The organism is Pseudomonas folii, assembly GCF_014357575.1.
GTDB classification, from domain to species: Bacteria; Pseudomonadota; Gammaproteobacteria; order Pseudomonadales; family Pseudomonadaceae; genus Aquipseudomonas; species Aquipseudomonas folii.
Genome location: NZ_JACONW010000139.1, coordinates 1 through 14304, shown reverse-complemented (window position 1 = coordinate 14304; position 14304 = coordinate 1). Strand labels below are relative to the sequence as shown.

The following is a 14304-nucleotide window of genomic DNA, read 5'->3' as shown; positions in this document are numbered from 1 at the left end:
GCGTACCTAAACATCCGGTTCAATCAGAATAATCTCGATATCCTGATCCCCGGCCGGGCGCTTCCACAGCACTTCGTCGCCCAGCTGCGCGCCCATCAAGGCACGGCCCAACGGCGAGGCCCAGTTAATCAAACCTGCGGCGGCATCAGCCTGATCCTCGCCCACCAGTTGGACGCGATGTTCAGTGTTGTCTTCATCGGCATAGGTCACCCAGCTGCCGATTTGAACCTTCTCGGTGGAAATCGCGGGGGTCACCACCTGCGCACTTTGCAGGCGCTGATTGAAGTAACGCAGGTCACGCTCAAGATCAGCCAGGTGCTGTTTGTCGTTGTCCTGATCCAGCGCAGCGATCTCACTGTGATGGGCCTGAAGTTCGGCGACGCGGCGCTGCAAATGCTCCAGACCGCTGGCGGTAACGTAATTGGGTTGCTCGCTGATCAGGCGCTCGACCGGCTGGTCGGCATCCGCAGCAGCATTGTCTTCATTGACGAAGGCGCGGCTCATGACTTTTCTCCTCTAATGAAGGTTGGGCCATGGGCGCGGGGGATAAGTTTCGTTGATTATTACGCAGATGTTATTCCCTGTAGTAGCTGCCGAAGGCTGCGATGGGGGCGTGTCAGGATGAATGCTTTCGCAGCCTTCGGCAGCACCTACAGGTACTCGCACCGCCTATCAATCAATAGTGATACCACTTCACCTCAAGCATCACTTCGTTCTGCGGTGAGCTCATTTGGCTGAACTCTCGCTGGGCGCTCAGGCGCAGGCCGAGGTTGCGTGACAGCTCCCATTGCTGGTTGAGGCTGATGCTGCGGCGAACCTCGCCGTTGGTGAAGTAGTCGCCTTTGGTTTCGAGGCTCAGATTGCCCAACGGATTACGCCACAGCACACCGGTATTGAAACCTGCAGCGGGGGAGATGAATTCCGCAAAGTCATTGTTGTGCTCGACACGAACCGTGCCCAGCGCAAAACCCAACACGTCCTCGCCCAACTGCCAGGTGCCGCCTGCGCCGCCGTTCACATGGGAAACCAGGGTTTCATCGCCGTGCTTACCGAGCACTCGCTCCAGACCTCCGGTCACTTGCCACGACCAGGGTTGCAGCAGCGCATTGCGTGGCGTCAGCGAACGAATCGTTGCCAGATCCAGCTGCTGTAACTGCCAGTGGTTGCCTTCGTACTGGCGCAGCTTGAGCTGCAGAATCTCGATCTGCGCCCCCAGCGGGAAGCCATAGGCATTGTCATTAAGGTCGTGATACGCCATGCGCAGCCCGTACTCGGCGAAGGCCTTGTCATCACGGGTACCGACGCCAGCCTGCCATGTCCGGGATTCATGACCGTCTTCGGGTAAGCCGGGGCGTTGGATGTCCAGTGCAGGCGGCGGGTTCTGATTGATCGCCCGCAGCAGCTCGAAACTGCGCTGAGCGCGTCCGGCATCACGCTCCTGACCATTGGCGCGGTAGCGCTCCAGGCGATACGCGGCATCCTGAATCAACGCACGGCGTTCTTTGGGTTGAGCAAGGTATTCAGGATTTTGCAGTTGCTTCTGATCGGCACTGACGTCCAGTACCCATTGCTGCTCGGTACTGTTCAGCGGCTTTGCACGCTCCAGCAGTTCGCGCTCGCGGGAAGGGCGGTAGTCGATCTTGTCGACAAGGCCAGCGGCTTTGACGGCCTTGACGGTATCGGTCGGGATAGCGGTCAACGGGAATTGCTCGGTCAGCTTCAAGCCGGGGCGGGCAACCTGCAGCAGTTCCAGCAGACGATAAGAGCAGTTTTCGTCGAAGAAGAAGTAGCCGAAGCGGATCTGCTTCAACTCCCAGACGTGTTCAACCATGCGCCCTGTTTCTTCCGGGGTCAGGTTGAGGTGGTATTCCCACAGATCGCGATTTTCCAGGCTGCGATATTCCGACAGTTTTTCCTGGTAAGGCACCAGCGCGAACAGGCCGGGATAACCGCCCGCCAGCCCTTTCCATGCATACAGAATGCTGTTGTCCATGCCTTCGATGTAGGCACCGAAGTTGATCGCATAGCTGAGCAGGGCGGTGTTGTTGGTTTTTACATCAGCCTGATCGATGCGCAGCAACGTGTGACCGAACATGGACGACGGGCTGTTCAGGTAAGCGGCGGGGAAGATCATCACGGCGCTGTCGGGTGCAACGTCCTTGAACCACTGAGTGAACTCTTTGCACTCTACGGCTGGCAGGTCTTTGAGCTGCAATTGGTCCTTCAGCCAGCGTGTCCGTGCCGGATAAACACACTGGGCGTGTTTCTCGCCCGCGCTTGCCGGGGCATAGAGGGCATCAACGGTGGCGCTCAGCTCCGCCTTCGGGTCGTGTTCACCGTTGGCCGAGAGAAAGAATTTCGGGTCGTCAACATAGCTGCGCCAGCCACCCAGCTTGGCGGTCTCGTAATGCCCTAATGAAATCCAGAATGGCTCATTGGCCAGTTGCTGCAAACGTTCATCGCTCGCGTGTTGCGCGGCGGACAGCGGGGTGCAGACGCAGAGCGCCAGATACACAAGGCGTTTGAGCATGGAAAGCAACTATTCAAGAGATCGTCAGGGGATCGGGAAGTCAGCAGTCTAGCGCGTGAACGCAACAAAAAGCCCGCCCTCCGGGTGGGAGGGCGGGCGCAACGAGCTTATGCCTGGGTAGCGTACTTGGCCAGGGTTGGATCGTTTTTCAGTACGTCGAGGGTGTTGGTGTGAACGTCTTCAGCGGTGGCGTCTGCCTTGCTGAAAATCTGGTTGAAGTGCTCGTGGGTGACGGCGGCGAAATGCGCACGATCTTCCGGTGCTACGCCCAGCACTACCGCGTAAGTGGTCAGTGCTTCGCCTTGACCCATCGCCATGTCCTTGGAGAGCTCGTCCATCATGCCGTTCATGGCAATCCAGGATTTACCGCCGTAGGTCAGTGCGCTGTTGGTGGAGCAGCCGTTGGTGCCCGAGGTCATGCCGAAAGTGGCGTTGCCCGAAGTACCGTTAGTGGTTGATGCGAGGAAATGAGCGGGAGTACCGCGTTGACCTTCAAACAACATGTTGCCCCAGCCGCAATCCGGGCCACCAGGAGCCTGGGCCATAGCGTTGATGGAAACAGCTGCGAAGAGACTACCAAGAAGAATCCGTTTCATAGCTTTATTCTCTTTATATTCAACCAAGGGTCAGGGTTCATGGCTTCAGTCGCGCCAAGGCGGCCAGTGTTAAATGTCTGGTGCGCCAAGGTTTGAGCTTAGGCGTTATCCAAGGGTTCCGCCTTTTATTACAAAATGTTCATCAAAAAAACCTCATTGATCTAACGCTCTGGCCAGCGTACCGCGAGGCTTGTGACGACTTGAGTTCTTTACTGTCTTGCAAGTCGAGTCCAGCGAGCGCCAGAATGCCGCCATCTGCCCCGCCTGATGTAAGGATGCCCGATGCCCGATACTGTTGCTGCCAGCCTGCGTCTTGCGCCCGAAGCGCTGACACGTCCTTTTTCCGCTGAACAGTTCAGCTTTTCGACGACCAATGATCTGGAGCCCTTTCGCGGTGTGCTCGGCCAGGAACGAGCAGTAGAAGCTTTGCAATTCGGTGTGGCCATGCCGCGCCCCGGTTACAACGTGTTTGTCATGGGTGAGCCCGGCACCGGGCGTTTTTCGTTCGTGAAGCGTTACCTAAAGGCTGAAGGCAAGCGCCTGCAAACCCCGAGCGACTGGGTTTACGTCAACCACTTCGACGAACCCCGCGAGCCCCGTGCGCTGGAGTTGCCACCGGGCAGCGCGCATCAGTTCATCACTGATATTGGTGGGCTGATTGATAACTTACTGTCGACCTTCCCGGCCGTTTTCGAGCATCCGTCGTACCAGCAGAAGAAAAGCTCCATCGACCGCGCTTTCAATCAGCGGTACGACAAGGCACTGGACGTCATCGAGCGTCTGGCGCTGGAAAAAGACATCGCCCTGTACCGTGACAGCACCAACATCGCCTTTACCCCGATGCTGGACGGCAAGGCGCTGGATGAAGCCGAGTTTTCGCAACTCCCGGAAGCTGATCGTGAGCGCTTCCATGAAGACATCTCAGCCCTTGAAGAGCGCCTGAACGAAGAACTTGCCAGCCTGCCGCAGTGGAAGCGCGAGTCGAGCAATCAACTGCGCCAGTTGAACGAAGAAACCATCACCCTGGCGCTTCAGCCACTGCTGGCTCCGCTGTCCGAGCAGTACGCCGAGAACGCGGCGGTCTGCGCGTATTTGCAGGCGATGCAGGTTTACCTGTTGAAAACCGTGGTCGAACAACTGGTCGACGACAGCAAGACCGATGCTCAGGCGCGCAAGCTGCTGGAAGAGCAATACAGCCCGAGTCTGGTTGTGGGCCACTCGGCCAGTGGTGGCGCACCGGTGGTGTTCGAGCCGCATCCGACTTACGACAACCTGTTTGGCCGTATCGAATACAGCACGGATCAGGGCGCGCTTTACACCACTTACCGCCAGTTGCGGCCAGGGGCATTGCATCGCGCCAACGGCGGCTTCCTGATTCTCGAAGCGGAAAAAATGCTCAGCGAGCCTTTTGTCTGGGACGCCCTCAAGCGGGCCCTGCAATCGCGGAAGCTGAAAATGGAGTCGCCGCTGGGTGAAATGGGGCGTCTGGCCACGGTCAGCCTGACGCCGCAAGTGATCCCGTTGCAGGTCAAAGTGATCATCATCGGTGCGCGGTCGCTGTATTACACCCTGCAAGACCTGGATCCTGACTTCCAGGAGATGTTCCGGGTGCTGGTGGATTTCGACGAAGACATCCCGATGTACGACGAAACCCTGGAGCAGTTCGCCCAGTTGCTGAAAACCCGGACTTCGGAAGAGGGCATGGCACCGCTGACGGCGGACGCGGTTGCACGTCTGGCGACCTACAGCGCTCGCCTGGCCGAGCATCAGGGGCGTCTCTCGGCGCGAATCGGTGACTTGTTTCAGTTGGTCAGCGAGGCGGATTTCATTCGCCAACTGGCGAGTGACGAGCAGACCGACGCGGGTCATATCGAACGTGCGCTCAAGGCCAAGGCCACGCGCACCGGTCGTGTGTCTGCGCGGATTCTCGATGACATGATGGCTGGCATCATTCTCATCGACACTGACGGCGCGGCTGTCGGCAAGTGCAACGGCCTGACGGTACTGGAAGTGGGCGACTCGGCCTTCGGCGTACCCGCGCGTATTTCCGCCACGGTCTATCCGGGCGGCAGCGGTATTGTCGATATCGAGCGTGAGGTTAACCTCGGCCAGCCGATTCACTCCAAGGGTGTGATGATTCTCACCGGTTATCTGGGCAGCCGATACGCACAGGAATTCCCGCTGGCGATTTCCGCGAGTATCGCGCTGGAGCAGTCTTACGGGTACGTGGATGGTGACAGTGCTTCCCTGGGCGAGGCGTGCACGCTGATTTCGGCCTTGTCGAAAACGCCGCTCAAGCAGTGCTTCGCGATCACCGGCTCGATCAACCAGTTCGGTGAAGTGCAGGCGGTGGGCGGGGTCAACGAGAAAATCGAAGGTTTCTTCCGGCTCTGTGAGGCGCGCGGTCTGACAGGCGAGCAGGGCGCAATCATCCCTCAAGCCAACGTTGCGACACTGATGCTTGATGAGCGTGTACTGCAAGCGGTTCGCGCCGGGCAATTCCACGTTTATGCGGTGCGTCAGGCAGATGAAGCCTTGAGTTTGCTGGTAGGCGAGCCTGCCGGTGAGCCGGACGAGAATGGCGAGTTCCCGGAAGGCAGCATCAACGCCCGGGTGGTTGAGCGCCTGCGCGATATCGCCGAGATGCTCAGTGATGATGATCTCAGGGAAGAACTGGAGAAGGAGCCTGCGCAGCTGGCGCCAGAGTTGAAGGCGTAACGCAAACACGGACTTGTAGGTGCTCACCGAGGTTACGAGGCCAGCGATAGCGGTTGCCTGACAAACCGCCATCGCGACCGTCGTAAACTCCGATGGCTCCTACAGGATATCTGTCAGGCCTGTTCTGTAGGAGTTGTCGGAGGTAACGACGGCAGCGATAGCGTTTTGTCAGGCAACCGCTATCGCTGGCCTCGTAACCTCGGTGAGCTCCTACGGGAGTGGTTGTGGGATTCGGCGCACGCCGTTCATCCCCTAAACTTTCCCAATTCAGCTTTTCCTCTATTCTGTTTCCGTACCACGGTTGTCAAAAGGACTGACGCGCCTCACAGCTGTTTCAGTGCGGCGAACACCGTAGCCAACGAGGAGCTCGCCATGTCGCGTAGCCTCTGCCTTACCCGCCAATGCATGGGTCTGATGACCCGGATCGAATGTGTGATACGCCCCCTTTCTGGTGACAATGGCATGTGGACGTTGCTATTCGCTGCTGGGATGACTGGGGAACAACCGTCTGCAATCAAGACCCAAGGGCCTTTTCCTGGTGCTCCGGCTGCCGAGTCAGTGATGCTGGCTATCGCAGAAAGTCTGACTTCCAGCGGTTACGAAGCGGTTGACGATATGCCTATCTGGAGTCTGCATCTGCAGAGCGAATTGCGCCGCATCAACGGCGATGTGTCCAGGGCCCAGCGTTCTTCTCCTTTCTAGCCTGTTTCAAACCGCTCTGCGACGTTGCCTTGTGATCCATATGATCGATATGGAAGACTGCAGTGGTAACGTCGCACCCTCGCTTGCAACTCGTCATGCGTGGCTTTCGGTCACATTCTGCGAATCGCCGGGTGGCTGGTATACTCGCCGCCATCTCCACGCATCTGTGAGTTCAAATGGAACGTTTTGTCGAAAATGCCATGTATGCCTCGCGCTGGCTGCTGGCCCCTCTGTATTTCGGTCTGTCCCTGGGTTTGCTGGCACTGGTACTGAAGTTCTTCCAGGAGATCTTTCACGTCCTGCCTAACGTGTTTGCGTTGGCCGAGGCTGACCTGATCCTGGTCTTGTTGTCCCTTATCGACATGGCGCTGGTGGGTGGCCTGCTGGTAATGGTGATGATCTCCGGTTACGAAAACTTCGTGTCGCAACTGGATATCGATGAAGGCAAAGAGAAACTCAACTGGCTGGGCACCATGGACTCTTCATCGCTGAAGATGAAAGTGGCGGCTTCCATTGTTGCGATTTCGTCGATTCACCTGTTGCGGGTGTTCATGGACGCCAAGAACATCGAGCCGCAATACCTGATGTGGTACGTGATCATCCACATGACCTTCGTGGTATCGGCATTTGCCATGGGTTATCTGGACAAGGTCACCAAGCACTGATCCTCGTGGCTCCCCATGCTTCACAACGCCGCCCGCCCACTGAAAAATGGACGGGCGGCGTCGTTTCAGGCCACTGAAATCCGTTACCTTGGTCAGCGATGGTGTTCTTGAGAGAGGAATTCAAAGTGACTGAAGATGAATTGGCAGTACATCTCAATGCCGGCAGTATCGACGAATTGAACCTGATCTCCATCGAAGGCGGGATTTATCTGCTTGAGGCGCGCATTCAGGGCGACATACAGCTTCTCAGGGGCGAACGAGGCGAGACGGTCCGGTTACGCTCGGTGGAGCATGCACGCGAGTTTCTCAAGGACTTCAACCCAGTGCCGTTTCATCTGGTACACGCGGTGGTCCATGACGAAATGTGCGGCATGCCGGTGGATAAGCGCGAAGCGCTACGAGTGCCGATCAGTTTTCATTCGAAATGGTAAAGGTTGAGCCGTAGCTTCCGGCAGGAGCCAACTTGTTGGCGAGAAATTTCAGCTACGCCGCCTCGCTAACAAGTCAGCTCCTACCGTCCGGTGCTCGCTCAAGTCACCTGCGGCAGAGTTGGGCAATAGGGTCGCTTTACCCATATGTGCTAGGCTGCTCGCCCTTTTGATACGGAGCGCCGTGTTCAGGCGTTCCTTTAGCGGAGCAGTGATATGTCCGAAGTCAACCTGTCCACCGACGAAACCCGCGTCAGCTACGGCATCGGCCGTCAGTTGGGCACCCAGCTGCGCGACAACCCACCGCCTGGCGTGAACCTGGACGCGATCCTGGCTGGCCTGACCGATGCGTTCGGTGGCAAGCCAAGCCGTGTGGGCGAAGACGAAATGTCTGCCAGCTTCAAAGTGATCCGCGAAATCATGCAGGCTGAAGCGGCTGCCAAGGCTGAGCAGGCCGCAGGCGCCGGTTTGGCTTACCTGGCTGAAAACGGCAAGCGTGAAGGCGTCACTACGCTGCCATCCGGCCTGCAATTTGAAGTGCTGACCGCCGGTACTGGCGCCAAGCCAACCCGTGAAGATCAGGTTCGCACTCACTACCACGGTATGCTGACCGACGGCACCGTATTCGACAGCTCTTACGAGCGTGGAGAGCCAGCTGAATTCCCGGTCGGTGGCGTTATCGCTGGCTGGACCGAAGCGCTGCAACTGATGAACGCTGGTAGCAAATGGCGTCTGCACGTACCGAGCGAGCTGGCTTACGGCGCTCAGGGCGTTGGCAGCATTCCGCCGCACAGCGTACTGGTATTCGACGTCGAGCTGCTCGACGTTCTCTGATCGACTTCATGTCTGATCAGTAAAGGGCAGGGCGAGTCTCGCAGGCTCGCTCTGCTCCTGTTTCAGCGGCTGGTCTCATGTCAGCGCAATTCCGCAATCGGGCGCAACGCTCGGGCATAGCAGAACAGAAACAGATTACGCACCAGCTCTTTCAGCACGATCGGCTCGCTTGAACTCAGCTCGTTAACGTCCAGATCCCCCTGATCGCGCAGCTCATCCAGCGCTTCCTCCTCCAGCACGGCACACACTTCACCGGTCTCGCGATGCAGAATCCGCAGGTAAGGGTGAGGGCGGTCCAGCCATGCATCAATCAAATACGTCATCTTGCTTCTCCTTGAAAGGTTTCAATGAGAATAATTCTTATTGGCGGAATAGCAAGTCTCTATTGAGAATAATTCGCATTTTAAGCTGGGTGGTTGATTTGGGTCAGGTGGCCGGGGCTCTATTTTCGCGCTCGGCTGCTGACGACGTGGAGCCGGCTTTAGCCGGGAAGAGGCAGGTACAGTCGCTGCATTTATGTAGTCTTACAGTCAGCTTTCCCGGCTAAAGCCGGTCCCACGTCATCAGCGGTTCCCAAAGGATTTCTGACCCTCAGCAAATCGCATCACCAACAAAAAGCCCGTCACAAGGACGGGCTTTTTTAACAGCGCATGGCGATCAGTGCGTACGCGCTACTGCGAACTCGCTCAGTTCAACCAGCGCGTCGCGGTATTCGCTTGGCGGCAGGGCATCTAGGCATTTGATGGCGCGGGCGACGTAATCGCGGGCCAGTTTTGCGGTGTAGTCCAGCGCACCAGCGCTCTCGACAGCGCTGCGGATGCTTTCCAGATCTTCCAGGCCACCTTTCTGAATCGCCTGACGCACCAGGGCAGCCTGTTCGGCCGTGCCTTCACGCATGGTGTAGATCAACGGCAGGGTCGGCTTGCCTTCGGCCAGATCGTCACCGACGTTCTTGCCCAGGGTCTCAGCGTCGCCGCGGTAGTCGAGCAGGTCGTCTACCAACTGGAAAGCCACGCCCAGGTGGTCGCCGAAGGTGCGCAGTGCTTCGCTCTGCTCTTCTGTGGCGTTGCACAGGGCTGCGGCGCTATGAGTCGAGGCCTCGAACAGCATGGCTGTCTTGCCGCGAATCACTTCCATGTAGATTTCTTCGGTGGTGCTCGCGTCGCGCACTTTGGACAGCTGCAGTACTTCGCCTTCGGCAATGACCCGGGTCGCTTTCGAAAGGATCTTCATGACAGGCATCGAGCCCAGCTCAACCATCATTTCGAAAGAGCGCGAATAAAGGAAGTCACCGACCAGCACGCTTGGCGCATTTCCCCACAGCGCGTTGGCAGTAGAGCGGCCGCGGCGCATGCCTGACATATCGACCACGTCGTCGTGGAGCAATGTCGCGGTGTGCAGGAATTCGATGGTGGCAGCCAGCAGACGGACGTCATCGCCCTCGCGGCCAAGTGCTTTGCCACACAGAAGAACCAGCAGCGGACGCAGGCGTTTGCCCCCGGCCGAGGTGATGTAGTCGCCGATTTTCGAGACCAACGGTACCCGCGACGTCAGCTGCTTCTTGATAATGACGTCGACGGCACTAAAATCGTCCGCCACAGCGCGGTAGAAGGCTTGAGGTTGCATCAGCGAGGGGTGCTCCAGAAGGGTTGCGCCGCATGCTAGGTTGCGGGTCAGAGCGTGTCAAGGTATGACATCCCGCCCCTTGCAACCGTTTGATGCCTTGCGTACAATCGCGCACCCTAACTTTCCTGGGCAGCACCTGCCTTACGCAATTGCCGACGGGCCTTTCCAGCCCCAGGCAGCCATGCCAGCCGATACTCTACTTATAAAGAGCTGGGTGAGCAGGATTTTCGGAGAAATACCATGTCTTATGCAGTAATCGTTACCGGTGGCAAGCAGTACAAAGTTGCCCCAGGTGAATACCTGAAGATCGAAAAGCTGGAAATCGCTACTGGCGAATCCGTTACTTTCGATCGCGTTCTGTTGGTTGCCAACGGCGACGACGTTAACATCGGTGCACCTGTTGTTGCCGGCGCTACCGTTGTAGCTGAAGTGATCTCGCAAGGTCGTCACGACAAGATCCGTATCATCAAGTTCCGTCGTCGTAAGCACCACATGAAGCGTATGGGCCACCGCCAGTGGTACACCGAGATCAAAATCACCGGTATTCAGGCTTAATTTCAGCCTAATCCCTCATTTGGAGAATTGACTCATGGCACACAAAAAAGCTGGTGGTAGTACCCGTAACGGTCGCGACTCAGAAGCCAAACGCCTTGGCGTGAAGATGTATGGCGGCCAGGCGATCATCCCGGGCAACATCATCGTGCGTCAGCGCGGCACTCAATTCCACGCTGGTTACGGCGTTGGCATGGGTAAAGATCACACCCTGTTCGCGAAAGTGGAAGGCGTGATCAAGTTCCAGGTTAAAGGCGCCTTCGGTCGTCGCTACGTGAGCATCGTTCCGAAGACTGAAGTCTCCGCAGCGTAATCATGCAGCAGCTGGAAAAGCCCTGTCTCGCGACGGGGCTTTTTCGTTTTTGAAGGTTGTTGGCTGTAGGCTTTAAAAGGCTTTGGTGAGTCTCTTGCAAAACTGTTTGTGCGGGCTGTTGTGATGTTGACCTGTGAGGTCACTGGTTTTTGATCGGTATCGCAACGCTCATTTTTGCAAGAGTCTTATGTATTTATGTTGTTCTGCTCGTCCCTGTGGCGGGAGGCGTGCGTTATGAAATTTGTAGATGAAGTATCGATTCGAGTAAAAGCCGGTGACGGTGGTAACGGTTGCATGAGCTTCCGTCGCGAGAAATTCATCGAAAACGGTGGTCCTAACGGTGGTGATGGTGGTGATGGCGGCTCGATCTTCATGGTCGCCGACGAAAACCTGAACACCCTGGTTGACTACCGTTACACCCGTCACTTTGATGCTGAGCGCGGTTCCAACGGCGGCAGCGCTGACTGCACCGGCAAGAAAGGTGAGGAGTTGGTGTTGCGTGTACCGGTGGGCACCACGGTCATCGACGCCAGTACCCAGGAAGTCATCGGCGACCTGACCAAGGCTGGTCAGCGCTTGTTGGTGGCAATGGGTGGTTGGCACGGTCTGGGTAACACCCGGTTCAAGTCCAGTACCAACCGCGCTCCACGTCAGACTACGCCGGGTAAGCCGGGCGACCAGCGTGACCTCAAGCTCGAGTTGAAAGTGCTGGCCGACGTTGGCCTGTTGGGGTTGCCAAACGCTGGTAAAAGTACCTTCATTCGCTCTGTTTCTGCGGCCAAGCCGAAAGTGGCTGACTATCCGTTCACTACTCTGGTGCCAAACCTGGGTGTGGTCAGTGTCGACCGCTGGAAGAGCTTCGTGGTTGCGGATATTCCAGGTCTGATCGAGGGTGCTTCCGGTGGTGCTGGCCTCGGGATTCGCTTCCTCAAGCACCTGGCGCGTACTCGCTTGTTGTTGCACCTCGTTGATATGGCTCCGCTGGACGAGAGCAGCGCTCCGGATGCCGCGGAAGTCATCGTTAACGAGCTGGTTAAATTCAGTCCGTCCCTGGCTGAGCGTGATCGTTGGCTGGTGCTGAACAAGTGCGACCAGATTCTTGAGGAAGAGCATGAGGCTCGCGTCAAGGAGATCGTTGATCGTCTTGAGTGGACAGGTCCTGTCTACGTAATCTCGGCCATTGCCAAAGAAGGTACCGAGCAGCTTAGTCGCGACATCATGCGTTATCTCGAAGAGCGCGCTCAGCGCATTGCTGAAGAGCCTGGCTATGCTGAAGAGCTGGCTGAGCTGGATCAGCGTATCGAAGATGAGGCGCGTGCCCAGTTGCAGGCGCTGGATGACAAGCGTGCACTGCGTCGTAGCGGCGTTAAGAGTGTGCATGACATCGGTGAAGATGATTGGGACGAAGAAGATGAGGATGATGAAGACGGTCCGGAAATCATTTACGTCCGTGACTGATCCTCTGCAGTAAACTAGACGCCGCTTAGAGATAAGCGGCGTTTTTGTATCTGATATCTTGAATTTGTATCTACCAAAATTCTCTGGCTAAGGTTGGAAGATGATGCGCAGCAAAGTGACAGGTGCCCAACGCTGGGTCGTAAAGATTGGCAGTGCCTTGCTGACTGCGGATGGCAAGGGGCTGGATCGTGCGGCGATGGGTGTTTGGGTCGAGCAGATGGTGGCGCTGCATGAGGCGGGCGTTGAATTGGTTCTGGTTTCCTCCGGGGCTGTGGCTGCCGGTATGAGCCGTCTGGGCTGGACTTCGCGACCCAGTGCCATGCATGAGCTGCAAGCTGCCGCTGCAATTGGTCAGATGGGCCTGGTTCAGGCGTGGGAATCCAGCTTTGCCGAGCATGGCCGCCACACGGCGCAGATTCTGCTCACCCATGACGACCTGTCCGATCGCAAGCGCTACCTGAATGCTCGCAGTACGCTGCGTACCCTGGTTGATCTGGGTGTTGTGCCGGTTATCAATGAAAACGACACCGTTGTGACCGACGAGATCCGTTTTGGTGATAACGATACCCTGGCGGCGTTGGTGGCCAATCTGGTCGAGGCTGACTTGCTGGTGATCCTTACGGATCGCGACGGTATGTTCGATGCCGATCCGCGCAACAATCCTGAAGCTCAATTGATCTACGAAGCGCGTGCTGACGATCCTGCGCTGGATGCTGTTGCGGGCGGCACGGGTGGTGCGCTGGGTCGTGGCGGTATGCAGACCAAGTTGCGTGCTGCGCGGCTGGCAGCCCGTTCGGGGGCCCACACGGTGATTGTCGGTGGGCGCATCGAGCGCGTACTGGCGCGTCTTAAAGCGGGCGAGCGTCTGGGTACGCTGTTGTCTCCCGAGCGTGAAATGCTCGCGGCTCGCAAGCAGTGGCTGGCTGGGCACTTGCAGACTCGCGGCACGCTGGTTCTGGATGAGGGCGCTGTGGCTGCGCTGAGCAAGGATCACAAAAGCCTGCTGCCTGTTGGGGTCAAACTGGTCCAGGGCAGCTTCCGTCGAGGCGAGATGGTGGTGTGTGTCGCGCCTGATGGTCGGGAAGTGGCTCGTGGCCTGAGTAACTACAGTGCGCTTGAGGCGCAGAAAATTATTGGTCAGTCTTCGGATGCGATCGTGCGTGTGCTTGGCTACATGGCTGAGCCTGAGCTGGTTCATCGGGATAATCTGATTCTGGTTTGAATCCCATCGTTGCTCTGGCGAAGCGGGATCCCGTTAGGAGCGAACTTGTTCGCGAGCAGTTGTATGCGTTGTAGCGAAAGCCGTCTCGCGAACAAGTTCGCTCCTACCGGGTATCGCATGTCAACGGTGGGTAGCGCTGGACTGATATCTACAAGATAAGGAACACGTAATGCGCGTAATGGAGGGATTGCTCGGGGCTTTGCTGGTGCTGCCGATGCTGGCTTCTGCAGAAGAGATTGGTCAGGTGTCGACGGTGTTCAAGCTTGTCGGCCCGAATGATCGCATTGTGGTTGAGGCTTTTGATGATCCCAAGGTCGATGGCGTGACCTGCTATCTGTCGCGCGCCAAGACCGGGGGTGTGAAGGGTGGTCTTGGTCTGGCTGAAGATCGTGCCGAAGCGTCCATCGCCTGCCGTCAGGTCGGTCCCATTCATTTCAAAGGTGAATTGAAGGATGGGGATGAAGTGTTCAAAGAGCGTACTTCGCTGGTGTTCAAAACCATGCAGGTTGTGCGTTTCTTCGATAAAAAGCGTAATGCGCTGGTTTACCTGGTGTATAGCGACCGGATTATCGAAGGAAGTCCGCAGAATGCGGTGACAGCGATTCCGATTCTGCCGTGGTCGCCTGCTCCCGCGCCGTAAGATTTCCCGGTAGGAGCGGG

15 protein-coding genes are annotated in these 14304 nt (G+C 57.3%); 10 read left to right on the top strand and 5 right to left on the bottom strand.

Features of this window, described 5'->3' with window-relative positions:
- Positions 1 to 6: 6 nt before the first annotated feature.
- From H8S59_RS21770 to H8S59_RS21760, 3 genes are all read right to left on the bottom strand, one after another.
- On the bottom strand, positions 7 to 504 hold the full coding sequence (locus H8S59_RS21770; protein ID WP_095096791.1) for a GreA/GreB family elongation factor: 498 nt from the start codon (positions 502 to 504) through the stop codon (positions 7 to 9).
- A 172-nt stretch (positions 505 to 676) separates the two neighbouring features.
- Entirely contained in the window at positions 677 to 2530 is a 1854-nt protein-coding gene (locus H8S59_RS21765; RefSeq protein WP_095096788.1) for an Lnb N-terminal periplasmic domain-containing protein, read from the bottom strand.
- 107 nt (positions 2531 to 2637) lie between these two features.
- Complete coding sequence (locus H8S59_RS21760; protein ID WP_027901843.1) at positions 2638 to 3126, bottom strand: DUF3015 domain-containing protein; 489 nt, start codon at positions 3124 to 3126, stop codon at positions 2638 to 2640.
- A gap of 282 nt (positions 3127 to 3408) precedes the next feature.
- On the opposite strand from H8S59_RS21760, the gene H8S59_RS21755 reads away from it, so the two are divergent.
- The 5 genes from H8S59_RS21755 (at position 3409) to bamJ (ending at position 8473) form a co-directional block, all read left to right on the top strand.
- Positions 3409 to 5844 carry a Lon protease family protein gene (locus H8S59_RS21755; RefSeq protein WP_187522770.1) on the top strand — a complete coding sequence of 812 codons (2436 nt, stop codon included), beginning with the start codon at positions 3409 to 3411 and terminating at the stop codon, positions 5842 to 5844.
- 372 nt (positions 5845 to 6216) lie between these two features.
- Positions 6217 to 6546, top strand: coding sequence for a PA4575 family protein (locus tag H8S59_RS21750; RefSeq protein WP_187522769.1), 330 nt, complete (start codon positions 6217 to 6219; stop codon positions 6544 to 6546).
- A 176-nt stretch (positions 6547 to 6722) separates the two neighbouring features.
- The gene (locus tag H8S59_RS21745) at positions 6723 to 7211 is read left to right on the top strand and encodes a TIGR00645 family protein (RefSeq protein ID WP_027901846.1); all 489 of its coding nucleotides are present in this window, start codon (positions 6723 to 6725) and stop codon (positions 7209 to 7211) included.
- A gap of 125 nt (positions 7212 to 7336) precedes the next feature.
- A complete protein-coding gene (locus H8S59_RS21740; protein ID WP_095096780.1) occupies positions 7337 to 7642 on the top strand; it encodes a DUF6482 family protein in 306 nt (101 codons plus the stop codon).
- Positions 7643 to 7855: 213 nt separating this feature from the next.
- On the top strand, positions 7856 to 8473 hold the full coding sequence (gene bamJ, locus H8S59_RS21735) for a BamJ family beta-barrel-assembly machinery protein (protein ID WP_187522767.1): 618 nt from the start codon (positions 7856 to 7858) through the stop codon (positions 8471 to 8473).
- 80 nt (positions 8474 to 8553) lie between these two features.
- On the opposite strand, the gene H8S59_RS21730 is transcribed toward bamJ, so the two are convergent.
- Positions 8554 to 8796: a PA4570 family protein gene (locus tag H8S59_RS21730; RefSeq protein WP_095096774.1), complete on the bottom strand. Its 243-nt coding sequence runs from the start codon at positions 8794 to 8796 to the stop codon at positions 8554 to 8556.
- Positions 8797 to 9130: 334 nt separating this feature from the next.
- Entirely contained in the window at positions 9131 to 10099 is a 969-nt protein-coding gene (locus H8S59_RS21725) for a polyprenyl synthetase family protein (protein WP_187522766.1), read from the bottom strand.
- A 240-nt stretch (positions 10100 to 10339) separates the two neighbouring features.
- Here H8S59_RS21725 and rplU point away from each other — a divergent pair, with 240 nt between their 5' ends.
- From rplU to H8S59_RS21700, 5 genes are all read left to right on the top strand, one after another.
- Positions 10340 to 10654: a 50S ribosomal protein L21 gene (rplU, locus tag H8S59_RS21720; protein ID WP_003230856.1), complete on the top strand. Its 315-nt coding sequence runs from the start codon at positions 10340 to 10342 to the stop codon at positions 10652 to 10654.
- Positions 10655 to 10688: 34 nt separating this feature from the next.
- On the top strand, positions 10689 to 10964 hold the full coding sequence (rpmA, locus tag H8S59_RS21715; protein WP_002551972.1) for a 50S ribosomal protein L27: 276 nt from the start codon (positions 10689 to 10691) through the stop codon (positions 10962 to 10964).
- A 234-nt stretch (positions 10965 to 11198) separates the two neighbouring features.
- Entirely contained in the window at positions 11199 to 12422 is a 1224-nt protein-coding gene (gene cgtA / locus H8S59_RS21710; protein WP_027899708.1) for an Obg family GTPase CgtA, read from the top strand.
- A 103-nt stretch (positions 12423 to 12525) separates the two neighbouring features.
- Positions 12526 to 13644 (top strand): glutamate 5-kinase, encoded by a 1119-nt coding sequence (gene proB, locus H8S59_RS21705; RefSeq protein ID WP_187522771.1) that lies wholly within the window; start codon positions 12526 to 12528, stop codon positions 13642 to 13644.
- A 169-nt stretch (positions 13645 to 13813) separates the two neighbouring features.
- On the top strand, positions 13814 to 14284 hold the full coding sequence (locus H8S59_RS21700) for a CreA family protein (RefSeq protein ID WP_187522765.1): 471 nt from the start codon (positions 13814 to 13816) through the stop codon (positions 14282 to 14284).
- The last annotated feature ends 20 nt before the right edge of the window (positions 14285 to 14304 follow it).

What these genes read in the sequence shown, in the direction of transcription:
- H8S59_RS21770 (WP_095096791.1), bottom strand. Translation starts at nt 504, where the DNA reads ATGAGCCGCGCCTTCGTCAATGAAGACAATGCTGCTGCGGATGCCGAC.
- H8S59_RS21765 (WP_095096788.1), bottom strand. Translation starts at nt 2,530, where the DNA reads ATGCTCAAACGCCTTGTGTATCTGGCGCTCTGCGTCTGCACCCCGCTG.
- H8S59_RS21760 (WP_027901843.1), bottom strand. Translation starts at nt 3,126, where the DNA reads ATGAAACGGATTCTTCTTGGTAGTCTCTTCGCAGCTGTTTCCATCAAC.
- H8S59_RS21755 (WP_187522770.1), top strand. Translation starts at nt 3,409, where the DNA reads ATGCCCGATACTGTTGCTGCCAGCCTGCGTCTTGCGCCCGAAGCGCTG.
- H8S59_RS21750 (WP_187522769.1), top strand. Translation starts at nt 6,217, where the DNA reads ATGTCGCGTAGCCTCTGCCTTACCCGCCAATGCATGGGTCTGATGACC.
- H8S59_RS21745 (WP_027901846.1), top strand. Translation starts at nt 6,723, where the DNA reads ATGGAACGTTTTGTCGAAAATGCCATGTATGCCTCGCGCTGGCTGCTG.
- bamJ (WP_187522767.1), top strand. Translation starts at nt 7,856, where the DNA reads ATGTCCGAAGTCAACCTGTCCACCGACGAAACCCGCGTCAGCTACGGC.
- H8S59_RS21730 (WP_095096774.1), bottom strand. Translation starts at nt 8,796, where the DNA reads ATGACGTATTTGATTGATGCATGGCTGGACCGCCCTCACCCTTACCTG.
- H8S59_RS21725 (WP_187522766.1), bottom strand. Translation starts at nt 10,099, where the DNA reads ATGCAACCTCAAGCCTTCTACCGCGCTGTGGCGGACGATTTTAGTGCC.
- rplU (WP_003230856.1), top strand. Translation starts at nt 10,340, where the DNA reads ATGTCTTATGCAGTAATCGTTACCGGTGGCAAGCAGTACAAAGTTGCC.
- rpmA (WP_002551972.1), top strand. Translation starts at nt 10,689, where the DNA reads ATGGCACACAAAAAAGCTGGTGGTAGTACCCGTAACGGTCGCGACTCA.
- cgtA (WP_027899708.1), top strand. Translation starts at nt 11,199, where the DNA reads ATGAAATTTGTAGATGAAGTATCGATTCGAGTAAAAGCCGGTGACGGT.
- proB (WP_187522771.1), top strand. Translation starts at nt 12,526, where the DNA reads ATGCGCAGCAAAGTGACAGGTGCCCAACGCTGGGTCGTAAAGATTGGC.
- H8S59_RS21700 (WP_187522765.1), top strand. Translation starts at nt 13,814, where the DNA reads ATGCGCGTAATGGAGGGATTGCTCGGGGCTTTGCTGGTGCTGCCGATG.